Here is a 13,853-nt window from a genome sequence, read left to right as displayed (position 1 = left end):
GGTTGCGCGTCCGCGCGATCTGTTCGGTCGTGTCATACAAGAACTCCTGCCGCCCGCAGCTCCGCTGCGAGCAATTCGATGTGATCGATGCTCGGTGGCACCTGGGGAAGTCGTGGTTCGCCGACATCGAGTCCGATGAGGCGAAGGCCGGCCTTCGAGGCGCTGACGCCACCGAGGCGCGCGACCGAACGAATGACCGGAATGAGACTGACGTTGATCGCCTGTGCACGTGCGATGTCGCCCATCATGAAGGCGGTGTGCAACTCACGGAGCCGAGCCGGGACGAGGTGGCCGATGACGCTGACGAAGCCGGTCGCACCGACGGAGAGCCAGGGCAGGTTCAGTGGGTCGTCGCCGGAGTAGAACTGCAACCCGGTCGATGCGATCAGTTCGGCACCGGCGTTCAGATCGCCCTTGGCGTCCTTGACCGCGAGGATCCGCGGATGCTCGGCGAGCCGTCGCAGCGTCTCGGTCTCGATGGGAACGACCGAGCGCGGCGGAATGTCGTAGAGCATCACGGGCAGGTCGGTGGCATTGGCGACCGCGGTGAAGTGGGCGTACAGACCCGCCTGCGGCGGCCGGGAGTAGTACGGCGTGACGACCAGTAGACCGTGCGCGCCCGCACGGGCTGCGTCACGGGCGAGTTCGACGCTGTGCGCAGTGTCGTTGCTGCCTGCCCCGGCGATGATGCGAGCTCGGTGACCGACCGCTGCGATCACCGCGCGAAGCAGTTCGAGCTTCTCGTTCTCGGTGGTGGTCGGTGATTCACCCGTCGTGCCGGCCAGAACCAGTCCGTCGTTGCCCTGTTCGACGAGGTGATGCGCCAGGCGAACGCCTGCATCGATATCCAACTTACCGTCCGCTGTGAACGGGGTCACCATGGCGGTGAGCACCGTACCGAACACAGGCGCAACGGAAGGAGTGGCGTCACCGTAGGTCATGGCAGCAGATTACCCGGTGCTTTACCCACTCTCGCGCAGCGGGACTCCCCGCCGACACCGTGTTCCGAGACCCGCTCGCGGTCGCCACCGAACCTCGTCGTCAGACCTCGGTCACGAACGGGCTGCGAGCCACTTCCGTGCCGTCGTGCAGTGTCGAGATCTCGAAGTCACCGAATACGTCCGGCGCCACTGACACGAGCTTACGCAGACATTCCACGGCGACGCGTCGAATTTCGACGTCCGCATGCTCCGATGCGCGCATCGATACGAAATGCCGCCATGCCCGGTAGTTGCCGCTCACCACCACGCGAGTCTCGGTCGCGTTCGGCAGCACCGACCGAGCGGCCTGCCGTGCCTGCTTGCCGCGCAATGCCGCATTGGTGACCGATTCCAACTTGCCCTCGAGCGCACCGAGCAGTTCGGTATATGCCGCACGGCTCGCTTCGGTTGCCGATGCGAACAGCGCCTCCAGCTCAGGATCACCTTCGACAGCCGGTGGAAGAACCACGTTGGCGTCGTGCTCGGGAACGAATCGCTGCGAGAGCTGCGAGTAGGAGAAGTGCCGGTGCCGGATCAGTTCGTGCGTGCACGATCGCGAGATCCCGGTGATGTAGAACGTCACGCTCGCGTGCTCGAGAACCGAGAGGTGCCCGACGTCGAGCAGATGACGCAGATACGACGCATTGGTCGCGGTCCGAGGATTGGGCTTGGACCAGCTCTGATAGCACGCCCGACCGGCGAACTCGATCAACGCCTGCCCGCCGTCCGCGTCGGTTTCCCAGGGAATGTCGGCGGGCGGAACGAACTCGGTTCGGGCGACCAGCTGCACCTTCAGCGCAACCGTCCGCGGCACAGCTCTACCTTCGTTTTCTGCTGACACCGCACAACCCTAAACGCGGTATCGACGCTCGGCGAACGATGGCGTCACGGTGCTGTCACATGACGCCACCAGGGATGCTTGACCGACGTCATGTATGACGTCACACTGGCGTCATGGAACTCGACAAGTACACCGCGTCGCTACGGACGGATCTACTCGCGGCAGCCGCTCTGGGCGACGAGCACACTCGGCAGACTGCCGAAGCACTCGGCAAGACGGCGGAGGCCTCCGCCAGATTGATGCTGCTCACCGCGCTGTCGGACTTTGCGGCCGAGGTGTCGAACGACCTGGACGGTCATACGGTCACCGTCCGCCTCGACGGTACGCAGGCGCACGCCGATGTTCGACGCGACAGCCCGGTGCTCGGTCTGCACGACGGCGATCCGGCGGAGCACGTCACCGAGGACTACCCGACCATGGACGATGTGTCCGGTGAGGTGCGACGGGTCACGCTACGACTGGTCGAGCAGATCAAGGAACGCGCCGAGGACGCCGCGAACAACAGCGGAGTGTCACTCAATTCGTGGTTGTCGCAGGCCGTCCAAGGCGCACTACGTGATCAGATGCGCAAGGATCGCGGCTGGAACAACTAGCGTCTACTTCTTCTCGCGCCACTCCCGCTCGAACGGCAACCGCCATGCGTGTGGAGCGATGAGCTGGTGAATGGCGTTGGGCCCCCACGAACCCGGTGCGTACAGGCGCACCGGGGGCGGATCGGCGAGCAGCGGCTCGGACACCTTCCACAGCCGCTCGATGCCCTCGGCTGTGGTGAACAGTGTGTGGTCGCCGTACATGGCGTCGAGAATCAGCCGTTCGTAGGCTTCGAGTACGTCGCCGACTCGCTCGGTTTCGTGGACGGCGAACTGCATGCTGAGTTTGTCCAGGTGCATGCCGGGCCCCGGCCGTTTGCCGTAGAACGACAACGACACCTTCGATGCGTCCGCGAGATCGAAGGTCAGGTGGTCGGGGCCATGCGCTCCGACTCCCGAGCCCGCGGGAAACATACTCTTGGGCGGCTCGCGGAACGCAATGGAAATTATTCGTTGACCTTCGGCGAGGCGTTTTCCGGTGCGCAGGTAGAACGGAACGCCCGCCCAGCGCCAATTGTCGATCTCGCATTTGAGCGCCACGAAGGTGTCGGTATCGGAGTCGGGTGCAACACCCTCCTCCGCTCGATACCCTGTGTATTGGCCTCGCACAACGTTTTTCGGTTCCAGAGGCATCATCGACCGGAATACCTTGTTCTTCTCCTCGCCGATGGCGCGGGGCTCGAGCGCTGTCGGCGGTTCCATCGCCATGAACGCGAGCACCTGGAACAGATGCGTAACGACCATGTCCTTGTACGCGCCGGTGGCCTCGTAGAATCCGGCTCTACCGTCGAGAGCGAGTTCCTCCGGTATGTCGATCTGCACGTGGTCGATGAAGTTTCGGTTCCAGATCGGCTCGAACAACCCGTTGGCGAAACGGAAGGCCAGGATGTTCTGCGCCGGTTCTTTACACAGAAAGTGATCGATGCGGAAGATCTGGTCCTCGTCGAACGTCCCGTGCACCCGAGCGTTCAACGCGATCGCGCTCTCGAGGTCGGTGCCGAACGGTTTCTCCATGATGATCCGAGAGCGCTTCACCAGATCTGCCGATGCGAGCGTATCCACAACGGCCAGAGCAGCTCTCGGTGGAACGGACAGGTAGTGCAGGCGTTTGGCACTGCCGCCGAGTTCGATCTCGGCCTCGGCCACGGCCTCTCCCAGCGCCGCTGGTCCTGCCTTCTGCGACACGTACGTCAGTCGCGAGGCGAAACGACTCCATTGCTCGTCGCCGACTTTGCGACTCGAGTAGGTGTTGATCGATTCGCGAGCGAGAGCGCGGAATTCGTCGGTCGACATCTCTTCGAGCGACGTGCCGACGACGCGGATGTTCGGCGCGAGATCGGACAACGCCAGATGCATCATCCCGGACAGCAATTTTCTCTTGGCCAGGTCTCCTGTCGCCCCGAACAGGACGACGACCTGGGGTGGCAGTTCGGTGGCAGTATCCGTCCGGGGCGAAGTCACGGTTCGATAGTGGCACCGATTCTGCCCGAGTGCACGTCGGCAGAACGCCGGCCCTCTCGACAGAATTCAACGAAGCGCGGCAACGAGGTCTTTCCTGTCCCCCACCACCACACGTTCGAGTTCGAGCCAGTCCGCCATCTCCCGAAGCACGTCTCGCAGTCGAGGCGCAATGTCACCGGCATTGCGGTCGCCTTCGACGTACGCCGCGATCACGTGCAGTTCGGACTGCGCCCGCACCGCTTTGAGGTCGAGGCGGGCCACCAGATGCCCGTCGAGCAGGAACGGAAACACGTAGTACCCGTGAATCCTCTTGTGCTGCGGGGTGTATATCTCGATTCGATAGTGGAAGCCGAAGATTCTCTCCACTCGCGGCCGGTAGAAGATCATGGGATCGAAAGGACACAGCAACGCGGCAGCGGTGGCGGTTCGCGGAGTCCTGGCCTCGCGGTGGAGGTACGCCGGAGCGTTCCAGCCTCGGACGGTCACCTCCTCGAGAACGCCGTCCTCCAGGAGGTCGGCGACGGCCGCCTTGGCCTGCTTCTGCGAAAGCCGGTAGTAGTCTCTCAGATCCGGTTCGGTAGCGACTCCCAGTGCCCGAGAAGACTTCTCGATCAGTGCACGCACCGCGTCCGATTCGTCCACCCGTCTGAGCAGAACGTCCTCCGGGATCACCCGTTCGCTGAGCTCGTACCGACGCACGAATCCCGTTCGTGCCGGCACGGTCACCACGCCGGCCGCGAACAGCTGCTCGCAGACGACCTTGACATCACTCCGATCCCACCACGGCCCCTTGCCACCGGGCGTGTCCACCTCGAGGTGCTTCTCGATCTCACCCGCGCTGGCCGCACCGTTGTCGCCGATCACCGCGAGGACGTCGTCGACGAGCGTTGGTTCGCGCTCGAGAATGCGGGCAGCTCCGCCCCACCGCCCGTGCCGATACAACTCCATCCGCCATCGCATGAGTGGCCAGTCCTCGACGGGCAGCAGAGCGGCCTCATGAGCCCAGTACTCCACCAAACGACGAGGTCGACGCGGAGTGTCGGCCCACGCGGCGTCGTCGACGATCGTGCGGTCGTAGGCACCGACACGGCTGAACACCGGTGCGTAGTGCGCTCGGACCACCACCGACACCGAGTCGATCTGCAGCAACCCGGTGGTGTCGATGGCTGCGTGCACCGCGGCCTTGCTCGCCGGCCGAGTACGCGACCGCCTCGACGCCAACCCTTGGGCGGCCAGGGCGGTGCGACGAGCGGCGGCGGCACTCATCTCCTGCATCGGGCCAGCCTGTCACGGCCCACCGACTCGTCCACTCAGGTGCTGAACAGGTTCGCCGCCTTGAGGATCAATTCGTACAGTCCGTAGGCGAACGGCACGGCAACCCACGCCCATGCAACCGCCATCGTGACCTGCTTCTTTCCGCCGCTCATGCCTTCGCTCCTGTGGTGGCTGCCGAACCCGTGTGATCCGATTCGTGGTACTTCGAGGCAACCGGCTTGATTGCTTCGTTGGCCAGGAACCCGACCGCCAGCAGTCCGATCATCACGTAGAACGCCGGCAGGTACCGGCCGGTGGTTCCCGGCTCCCCGGCGTCGGCGATGGCATTGACGATCAGTGGTCCCAGTACACCGGCGACCGACCACGCGGTGAGGAGCCGTCCGTGGATTGCGCCTACCTGGTACGTGCCGAAGAGGTCCTTGAGATAGGCCGGAACCGTCGCGAATCCCGCGCCGTAGAAAGACAGGATCAGCAGGGCCGACACCATGAACAGGATCTTGTTGGTGTTCGTGAACAGAGCGATGTAGAGGTACAGCAGTGCGCCGACGCCGAGATACATCCGGTAGATGTTCTTGCGCCCCACCACATCGGATACCGACGACCAGACGAACCGTCCGATCATGTTGGTCAAGGAGAGGAACGCGACGAAGCCGGCGGCCGCGGCGGCCAAGGATTCGGGCGAGGTCGCGTCGGGAAAGAAGTCCTGGTAGATACCCGATCCGCGTTCGAGAATGCCGATCCCGGCAGTGACGTTGAAGCACAACACGACCCACAGCAGCCAGAACTGCGGCGTCTTCACCGCGTTCGCGGCCGAGACGTTGTGCGTCGACACCATCGCCGACGACGCGGGCGGGGTCCACCCGGCCGGAGTCCATCCCTCGGCGGGCACTCTGATGAGCACAACTCCCAGTGCCATGAACACCGCGTATCCGATGCCCAGCGCGAGGAACGTCTTGGCGATGGAACCGTCGGTGAAGCCGCCGAAATTCACCATCAGCTGGCTGGTGAGCGGGGACGCGATGAGTGCGCCGCCGCCGAAGCCCATGATGGCGATTCCGGTGGCCATGCCCGGCCGGTCCGGGAACCACTTCATCAGGGTGGACACCGGAGAGATGTAGCCGATTCCGAGGCCGATACCGCCGACGAATCCGTAACCGAAGATCACCAGCCAGAACTGTCCGAGCGCCATGCCGAGCGCCGACAACAGCAGTCCGGACACGAAGAACACCAGCGAGACTGCCATGGCCCACCGTGGGCCGTTCTTCTCGACACGAGTTCCGAAGATCGCGGCGGACAGCCCGAGCATCACGATGGCGAGCTGGAACGGGATGGCGGTCACGGTTCCGCTGAGTCCGAGCGCGTCGGGTTGGGAGATGGCGTTCTTGAACACGCTCCAGGCGTAGGCGGATCCGATCGCGAGGTGGATGGACAGCGCCGCCGGGGGTATCAACCAGCGACTCCACTCGGGTGTCGCGACGATGGCGGAGCGATCGAGAATGCGGAGGGTCATCGAAATCCCTTGGTATCGAGAGCGGTACAAACATCAACTATCTCCTGCAGTCAAACACGGCATCGACTTGCCTGCTCACATTCGGGAATAGTTTCTTCACCGAACTCACCGAATCGCTCGCGTAACCTCGAGAGTGTGGACATCGAGCGGTGGCGCAGCAGATTGCCGGTGAGACGAGCCTCCGACGGCGAGGTGATCGGATGGACCGTCGCACACGACACGAATGCACAGGACGAACACGACGAGAATTATCTGGTCGACGCCGTCAATCCCGTCGGAATCATCGTTGCGCGGGGCGTTCCGATCGAGACTGCGATCGACCACCTCGAGGATCGCGGTCTGGCATCGCTGTCGGCTCCACATTGGACGAAGGCACCCCTGCCCCTGGAGTCGATGACCGATTTGTCTGCACCGCAGGATGATTGGCCGTGGCGGCGGGTGCTGATGACGCAACTCGACGACAACCGGGTGTGGATTCGGCCCGCGTACCCGAGTTGGCCGGAACGTCTGCTCGAGATTCCGCTGCAGATTCCCGCCGACGACATTCTGCGCGCGGACTCCCCCGCCGAATCCGACTGAGTCAGTAGCTCCGAAGAAGTGCCCTCAGGGCGTCTGCGAGTTGGGTCGATCCGGGTTCCTCGACGGGGTGAGTCAGCACCGGCCGACCGTCGTAGTCCCCGGGGGCACCGATCGACACCGCTCGGGCAGGAACCGGGCGAAACGGTCGAAGTCCATGATGGAACGTAACCGTCAGTCGGACAGTCCGGCCGCGACTGTGCCGCCCAATTCGTAGCATCGCTCACGTGTGGGCTTGCCGCTCTCCGCGATATGCACGGTGCCGAAGACCTTCTCGAGACCCCAACCCGATGCGATCTTCTCGATGGCCCGTCCGGCACCGACGGTGTCGTCGTTGCCGTGAACCCAGGCGGCGTAGGGCTTTCCGGCCACGGCATCGAGGCACGGGTAGTACACGGTGTCGAAGAAGTGCTTGAGCGCCCCGCTCATGTAGCCGAAGTTCGCCGGTGTACCGAAGAGGAAGCCGTCGGCTTCGAGTACGTCCGGGACGGTCGCGCCGAGAGCAGGCACACTGCGCACGTCCACGCCGGTGATCTCGGGATCACGTGCTCCGGCGAGAACCGCCTCGAGCAGCTCGCGGGTGAGCGGGCTCGGCGTGTGGTGAACCACCAACAGGGTGCGCGTCACGCTACGTCAGCTCTCTGCACGTTCCAGTGCCACAGCACGTTTCATCGTCTCGCGCGCCCGTCCACGGTCGCCGGCGTAGTCGTAGGCGCGAGCCAATCGGTACGAGTTGCGCCAGTTGTCGGGATCCTTCTCCCACTCGGTCTTGATCTGCTGGAAAAGCTCGTCCGCCGCGTCGCGTTCGATCCGACCCGACGGCCTTCTCGGAAGCTCGGAAACGTCGAGTTCGAGGCCTTCGTCCCGGATGCGCGAGGCCAGTCTCTGATGGTCGAACCCCGCTTTGAGGGTGGCCCACACGATCCACAACCCGAGGATCGGTAGCAGCAGAACCCCGATGCCCAGGGAGATGCTCGCCACGCCACCGTTCTGGATAAGCGTCACACCGCGCTGGCCGAGCAGGAAGAAGTAGAAGCCGAGGATCAGCACCATCACCGTGATGATGGCGAGTACCTTCGTCGTTTTGTTCACCGTCGATCAGCTCACAGATCCAGCAGCGGATCGAGGCCGACGGTCAACCCCGGGCGTCCGGCGATCTCGCGGACTCCGAGAAGGACTCCGGGCGCGAAGGACGTTCGATCGAGCGAGTCGTGCCGAATGCTCAGGGTCTCCCCCTGCGTGCCGAGCAGAACCTCTTGATGCGCAACGAGTCCCGCGAGCCGGATCGAGTGCACACGCACGCCGTCCACATCGGCTCCGCGTGCGCCGTCGAGTTCGGTCGTCGTCGCATCGGGGCTCGGTGCAGTGCCAGCGGCGGCGCGCGCCTCGGCGATCAGGGCGGCAGTGCGATACGCCGTGCCCGACGGAGCGTCGGCCTTGTTGGGGTGGTGCAGTTCGATCACCTCGACCGAATCGAAGAACCGCGCGGCCTGCTGCGCGAATCGCATCGACAGCACCGCGCCGATGGCGAAGTTCGGTGCGATCAGGACACCCGTCTGCGGCGATCCTGCCAGCCATTCGCGGACCTGCTCGAGCCGCCGGTCGTCGAAACCGGTGGTGCCGACCACGGCATGAATGCCCTGCTCGATCAGGAACTGCAGGTTGTCCATCACCACGTCGGGATGGGTGAAATCCACGACCACCTGGGCGTTCGCATCGACCAAGTTCGCCAGCGGATCGCCCTGGTCGACAGTAGCCACGAGCTCGAGATCATCAGCTGCTTCGACGGCGGCACAGATGGCCTGACCGACCTTGCCGCGTGACCCCAGTACCCCTACTCGAACAGGTGCCGTTGCACTCACGTCGTACCCACACTCGTTTCGTCGTCTTGTCGGTTCTACCGACCTCAGAGCCTACTTCTCCGCGATCCACCCCGGCAGCTACGGTCGTCCGGTGACCTCCAGCGTCCTGTTCGCCGACCGAGTCGATCTCGTCCGCGGCGGCCGATACCTGCTCAGCAACGCCAGTGTGCGGGTGGAGGAGGGTGAACACTGGGTGTTGCTCGGTGCCAACGGCGCAGGCAAATCCACCCTCCTCGGCCTGCTGGGCGCGCTCGTTCATCCCACGCAGGGTTCCGTGCACGTCCTGGGTCATCGCCTCGGGCGGGTGGACATGCGCGAGTTGCGGACGCACATCGGCCACGTCGATCCCCGTCTGAAGGTCGAGGCTCCATTGACGTTGCTCCAGGTCGTGTTGACCGGACTGACCAACACCCCCGACCTGATCCCACGATGGTCGGCCACCGACAGCGAGATCGCACGGGCTCACCGGCTGATCGAGTCGCTCGGTGTCGCTCATCGACTCGACGCGTCGTGGCACACCCTGTCCCAGGGCGAGCGAGGTCGAGCGCTCATCGCGCGCGCTCTGCTTCCCGACCCCGCACTGCTGTTGCTCGACGAGCCCGCCACCGGGCTCGATCTCGCTGCCCGCGAACAACTTCTGAGTGCACTCGACTCGCTGCGCACCGAACACCCGACCCTGGCCAGCATCCTGGTCACTCATCACCTCGAGGAAATCCCGACCTCGACCACCCACGCCCTACTCATCCGCGACGGCGCAGTGCAGGCGCAGGGAACCGTCGACGCGGTGCTGACCACAGACAACATCAGTGAGTGTTTCGACCACCCCATCGACATCTCGAAGCAGCGCGGCCGGTGGGTCGCCACAGCAGCCCACCGCTGACGATCAGTCGAAGACGATGACCTGACGGATTGCGTTGCCGTCGGCCAATTCGTCCATGCCGCGGTTTATCTCGTCCAACGTGATTCGCGACGAGATCAACTTCTCGACGGGAAGCCTTCCCTCACGCCACATCTGGGCATAGGTCGGGATGTCGCGTGCAGGCACAGCGGAGCCCAGGTAGCTGCCGATGATCGTGCGAGCTTCCGCCACCAGGCCCAAGGGTGAGATGGACGAGCGGGCGTCGGGTGCGGGGAGGCCGACCGTGATGGTCTTGCCTCCCGGAGCCGTTGCCGCGACCGCAGTTTCGAAGGCGCGTGCGTTACCTGCCGCCTCGATGACGATGTCTGCCTTGATTCCCTTCTCGGCGAGCTCGGCGGGTGAGTAGACCTGTGTGGCACCGAGTTCGGTTGCAGTGGACAGCTTGTCCGGGACGCCGTCGACACCGATGACCTCACCGGAACCCACCGATACGGCCGTCAGAACGGCTGCCATGCCGACGCCACCGAGGCCCACCACCATCACCGACTGTCCGGGCTTCGGAGTTCCGGCGTTGAGCACCGCGCCGCCGCCGGTCAATACCGCACAACCGAGGACTGCTGCGATATCGGCCGGGATGTCGTCCTCGACCGGCACCACCGACTTACGGCTCACCACCGCGTGTGTGGCGAATCCGGAGACGCCGAGGTGATGCTTGACCTCTTCCCCGTCCCGGTGCAATTTGATGCCGCCGCCGAGCAGTGTGCCGGCATTGTTCGACGCACTTCCGGTGACGCAGGGCATCTGGCCGTCGGTGGCGCAGCCGGCGCATTCGCCACAGCGCGGCAGGAACGTCATGACGACCCGGGTGCCGACCGCGATGTCGTCGACGCCTGGTCCGACTTCCTCGACTCGGCCTGCGGCCTCGTGGCCGAGCAGCATCGGGACCGGACGAACTCGATTGCCGTCGACCACCGACAGGTCCGAGTGGCACAGCCCTGCGGCTTCGATTCTGATCAGCAGTTCGCCCTCGCCCGGCGAGCCGAGCTCGAGGTCCGAGACGGTGATGGGATGCGAGTCCGCGAAGGGACGTGATCGGCCGATTTCTTCGAGTACTGCGCCGCGAATCTTCATCCCGCCAGACTATGCGGCTCCGCCGCATGTGCGCGGAACTTCGTAGCCCACTACGAATTTTCGTGCACGTGGGCCGCAGGCCCTCACAGCGGCAGACGTGGCCTGAGCAGGTGCGCAACCAGAGCGGTCCAGCCAGTTTGATGGGTGGCCCCGAGTCCCTCGCCGGTGTCTCCGTCGAAGTACTCGTTGAAGCTCGGGTGCTCGCTCCACAGCGGATCGGCACTCGATTCGATGCGATTACCGTCGGCAGGTCTCTTGCCGTCCACCGGCCGGAACAGTCCGGCGAGACCGTTGTCGATCAGGTCGGCGGCGTCGGTGAGAGTGCGATGGTTTCCCGAGCCGGTGGGGATCTCGATGGTGAACGAGTCGCCGTAGTACCGGCCGTACGCGCGCAACTTGTCGGCCAGCAGCACGTTCACCGGGAACCACACCGGACCACGCCAGTTGGAGTTGCCACCGAACATCCCGGTACGCGACTCCCCCGGCTCGTACTCGATGGACAGGCTACGGCCGTCGACGTCGAAGGTCACCGGCTCGCGATACGAGGCCGAGAGCGAACGAATTCCGAAGTGCGACAGGAACTCCTCGGAGTCGAACATGCGGGCCAGGATGCGCTTGAGCCGTTCGGGTTGGACGAGTGTCAGCAACATGCGCACCTCGCCGCCCTCACGCCGAGCCAGCAACGGGCTGACCATCTCCGGTCGCCGGCGTTGGATCCATCGCAGGCGAGCGGTGAGGTCGGGGCATTCCTCCTCGACCCACGGCGGAATCTCGGTAGCACCGAGGATGGGCAGCAGACCGACCATCGACCGAACCCGCATCGGCACCGCGTCACCCTCGGGTTGAACCAGGACGTCGTAGAAGAACCCGTCCTCCTCGTGCCACAACGAAATATGCTGCGAACCGAACGAATTGACGGCTTTCGCGATCGAGAGGAAGTGTGAGAAGAACTTGGTCGCGACGTCGTCCCAGGCGCTGTCGTGACGCGCGAGTTCCAGTGCGATCTTGAACATCTGCTGGCAGTAGAACGCCATCCAACTCGTCGCGTCGGACTGCTCGAGCCGGAAGCCGGGAGGCAGCGGAGCAGAGCGGTTGAACAAGCCGATGTTGTCCATGCCGAGGAATCCGCCCTCGAAGATGTTCGAGCCCTCGGAGTCCTTGCGGTTGACCCACCACGCGAAATTGAGCAGCAGCTTGGTGAACACCCGCACCAGGAATTCGCGATCCCGATAGCCGTCGATGCGATAGACGTGCCACGCCGCCCACGCGTGCACGGGCGGGTTGACGTCACCGAACTCCCACTCGTACGCGGGCAGTTGGCCATTGGGGTGCATGGCCCATTCCCGGCACATGAGCACCAATTGTTCCTTGGCGAAATCGGCGTCGACGTGCGCCAACGGAATTGCATGGAAAGCCAGGTCCCAGGCCGCGAACCACGGGTATTCCCACTCGTCGGGCATCGAGATCACATCGGCCAGCGCCAGATGACGCCAGTGCGCATTGCGTCCACCCGGGTCCTGCCTCGAGTCCGGTGCCGGGGCGCCGACCTTGTCGCCCTCGATCCACTCCTCGACGTCGTATCGATAGAGCTGCTTGGTCCACAGCAACCCGGCATAGGCGCGCCGTGCCACATGTCGGTCGACATCGGTGAGGTCGGCACCGATCACCGCGCCGTAGAACTCGTCCGCCTCGGCCTGGCGATCGATGTTCACCGCATCGAATCCGGTCCCGAACGTCTGCTCGTCAGGACGGTTGGGCGACAATCGCAGCTTTACCGATTCGGTTGCACCAGGAGCGATATCGTCGAATCGGTACCAGAACGCCGCCTTCGTTCCGGTCTGCTCGGGGTTGACCGCATCGAGATCGTCGTCGACGACGCGGCGGCCGATGCCGTCCTTGGGATAGGCGGAGATGTTCTCCTGTCCCCACAGGGCTTCGGCATTGGTTTCGTTGTCGCAGAACAGAACTGCCGGCGTTCCTTCGGCACTGAGGTAGTAGCGACCGAGAAATCCGTGATCGACGGCGATGGCTTCGAGTCCACCTGCCATGAGGTCCGGTGGAGTCAGCTGAGCCAGTGAACCACCTCGGTCGTCGCGCCCCCACGACCACGTGTTGCGCAGCCACAGGTGCGGCAGTAGGTCGACCGAGGCCGATTCGGGTCCGTGGTTGGTGATGGAAATGGTGATGCAGATGTCGTCGGGCGAGGCCTTCGCATACGTGACCTGGACGTCGAAGAATCTGTTCTCGTCGAGGATCCCGGTGTCGGCCAACTCGTACTCGCGGTCGTCACGGCCGCGTCGGGCATTCTCTTCCCTCAGTTGGGCATAGGGATATTCCGCGTGCGGATAGCGGTAGAGCCACTGCATCCAACTGTGTGTCGGTGTTCCGTCGACCGCCCAGAAGTACTCCTTGACGTCCTCGCCGTGATTGCCCTCTTCGTTGGCGAGACCGAACAACCGTTCCTTGAGGATCGGATCCTTGCGATTCCACAGTGCGAACGAGAAATTCAGGAACCCGAAGCGATCGCAGATTCCCCCGATGCCGTCCTCACCCCAGCGGTAGGCCCGCTTGTGCGCCTGATCGAACGGGAACGACGCCCAGGCGTTTCCGTCTTCCGAGTAGTCCTCACGAACCGTCCCCCACTGCCGTCCCGCCAGGTACGGTCCCCACTGCCGCCACGGGCCGCTGACCCCGGGCGATTCCGCCAGCCGATGGTGTTCGACGGTGGACGGGATGGGAACGCTCACGGGATTGGTGGTCACGGCACA

General features: G+C 64.2%; 13 protein-coding genes. 3 read left to right on the top strand and 10 right to left on the bottom strand.

The window, feature by feature from the left end; genetic code table 11:
- Window positions 1-32: 32 nt before the first annotated feature.
- Together dapA and thyX are read right to left on the bottom strand one after the other, a co-directional pair.
- On the bottom strand, window positions 33-941 hold the full coding sequence (dapA, locus tag MTX34_RS14930) for a 4-hydroxy-tetrahydrodipicolinate synthase (RefSeq protein WP_243593269.1): 909 nt from the start codon (window positions 939-941) through the stop codon (window positions 33-35).
- Window positions 942-1,041: 100 nt separating this feature from the next.
- A complete protein-coding gene (thyX, locus tag MTX34_RS14925) occupies window positions 1,042-1,794 on the bottom strand; it encodes an FAD-dependent thymidylate synthase (RefSeq protein ID WP_243609913.1) in 753 nt (250 codons plus the stop codon).
- A gap of 140 nt (window positions 1,795-1,934) precedes the next feature.
- On the opposite strand from thyX, the gene MTX34_RS14920 reads away from it, so the two are divergent.
- Entirely contained in the window at window positions 1,935-2,414 is a 480-nt protein-coding gene (locus tag MTX34_RS14920; protein WP_243593270.1) for a hypothetical protein, read from the top strand.
- A gap of 3 nt (window positions 2,415-2,417) precedes the next feature.
- On the opposite strand, the gene zwf is transcribed toward MTX34_RS14920, so the two are convergent.
- The 3 genes from zwf to MTX34_RS14905 form a co-directional block, all read right to left on the bottom strand.
- Window positions 2,418-3,872 (bottom strand): glucose-6-phosphate dehydrogenase, encoded by a 1,455-nt coding sequence (gene zwf, locus MTX34_RS14915; RefSeq protein ID WP_243609873.1) that lies wholly within the window; start codon window positions 3,870-3,872, stop codon window positions 2,418-2,420.
- A 66-nt stretch (window positions 3,873-3,938) separates the two neighbouring features.
- The gene (locus MTX34_RS14910; RefSeq protein WP_243609872.1) at window positions 3,939-5,147 is read right to left on the bottom strand and encodes a winged helix-turn-helix domain-containing protein; all 1,209 of its coding nucleotides are present in this window, start codon (window positions 5,145-5,147) and stop codon (window positions 3,939-3,941) included.
- Between the two features lie 148 nt (window positions 5,148-5,295).
- On the bottom strand, window positions 5,296-6,657 hold the full coding sequence (locus MTX34_RS14905; RefSeq protein WP_243609871.1) for an OFA family MFS transporter: 1,362 nt from the start codon (window positions 6,655-6,657) through the stop codon (window positions 5,296-5,298).
- 135 nt (window positions 6,658-6,792) lie between these two features.
- Between MTX34_RS14905 and MTX34_RS14900 the strand changes: the two genes are divergently transcribed.
- Window positions 6,793-7,236, top strand: a complete 444-nt coding sequence (locus MTX34_RS14900) for a hypothetical protein (RefSeq protein ID WP_243609870.1) — start codon at window positions 6,793-6,795, stop codon at window positions 7,234-7,236.
- A gap of 171 nt (window positions 7,237-7,407) precedes the next feature.
- Here the strand turns inward: MTX34_RS14900 and MTX34_RS14895 are convergent, their stop codons facing one another.
- From MTX34_RS14895 to dapB, 3 genes are read right to left on the bottom strand one after another with little or no spacing between them, the layout of a single operon-like run.
- Window positions 7,408-7,860 carry an NAD(P)H-dependent oxidoreductase gene (locus MTX34_RS14895; RefSeq protein WP_243609869.1) on the bottom strand — a complete coding sequence of 151 codons (453 nt, stop codon included), beginning with the start codon at window positions 7,858-7,860 and terminating at the stop codon, window positions 7,408-7,410.
- 6 nt (window positions 7,861-7,866) lie between these two features.
- Window positions 7,867-8,286 (bottom strand): hypothetical protein, encoded by a 420-nt coding sequence (locus MTX34_RS14890; RefSeq protein ID WP_243593613.1) that lies wholly within the window; start codon window positions 8,284-8,286, stop codon window positions 7,867-7,869.
- 50 nt (window positions 8,287-8,336) lie between these two features.
- Window positions 8,337-9,095, bottom strand: a complete 759-nt coding sequence (gene dapB, locus MTX34_RS14885; RefSeq protein ID WP_243609868.1) for a 4-hydroxy-tetrahydrodipicolinate reductase — start codon at window positions 9,093-9,095, stop codon at window positions 8,337-8,339.
- A 91-nt stretch (window positions 9,096-9,186) separates the two neighbouring features.
- Here dapB and MTX34_RS14880 point away from each other — a divergent pair, with 91 nt between their 5' ends.
- Window positions 9,187-9,975: an ABC transporter ATP-binding protein gene (locus MTX34_RS14880; RefSeq protein ID WP_243609867.1), complete on the top strand. Its 789-nt coding sequence runs from the start codon at window positions 9,187-9,189 to the stop codon at window positions 9,973-9,975.
- A 3-nt stretch (window positions 9,976-9,978) separates the two neighbouring features.
- Here the strand turns inward: MTX34_RS14880 and MTX34_RS14875 are convergent, their stop codons facing one another.
- A complete protein-coding gene (locus MTX34_RS14875) occupies window positions 9,979-11,085 on the bottom strand; it encodes an alcohol dehydrogenase catalytic domain-containing protein (RefSeq protein ID WP_243609866.1) in 1,107 nt (368 codons plus the stop codon).
- Between the two features lie 83 nt (window positions 11,086-11,168).
- A complete protein-coding gene (locus MTX34_RS14870) occupies window positions 11,169-13,847 on the bottom strand; it encodes a glucosidase (protein ID WP_243609865.1) in 2,679 nt (892 codons plus the stop codon).
- Window positions 13,848-13,853: the final 6 nt, after the last annotated feature.

This window comes from Rhodococcus sp. ARC_M5, assembly GCF_022810405.1.
In the GTDB taxonomy this organism is placed as follows: Bacteria; Actinomycetota; Actinomycetes; order Mycobacteriales; family Mycobacteriaceae; genus Rhodococcoides; species Rhodococcoides navarretei.
The sequence above is the reverse complement of the archived record's forward strand: the minus strand, read 5'-3'. Positions and strand labels throughout refer to the sequence as shown.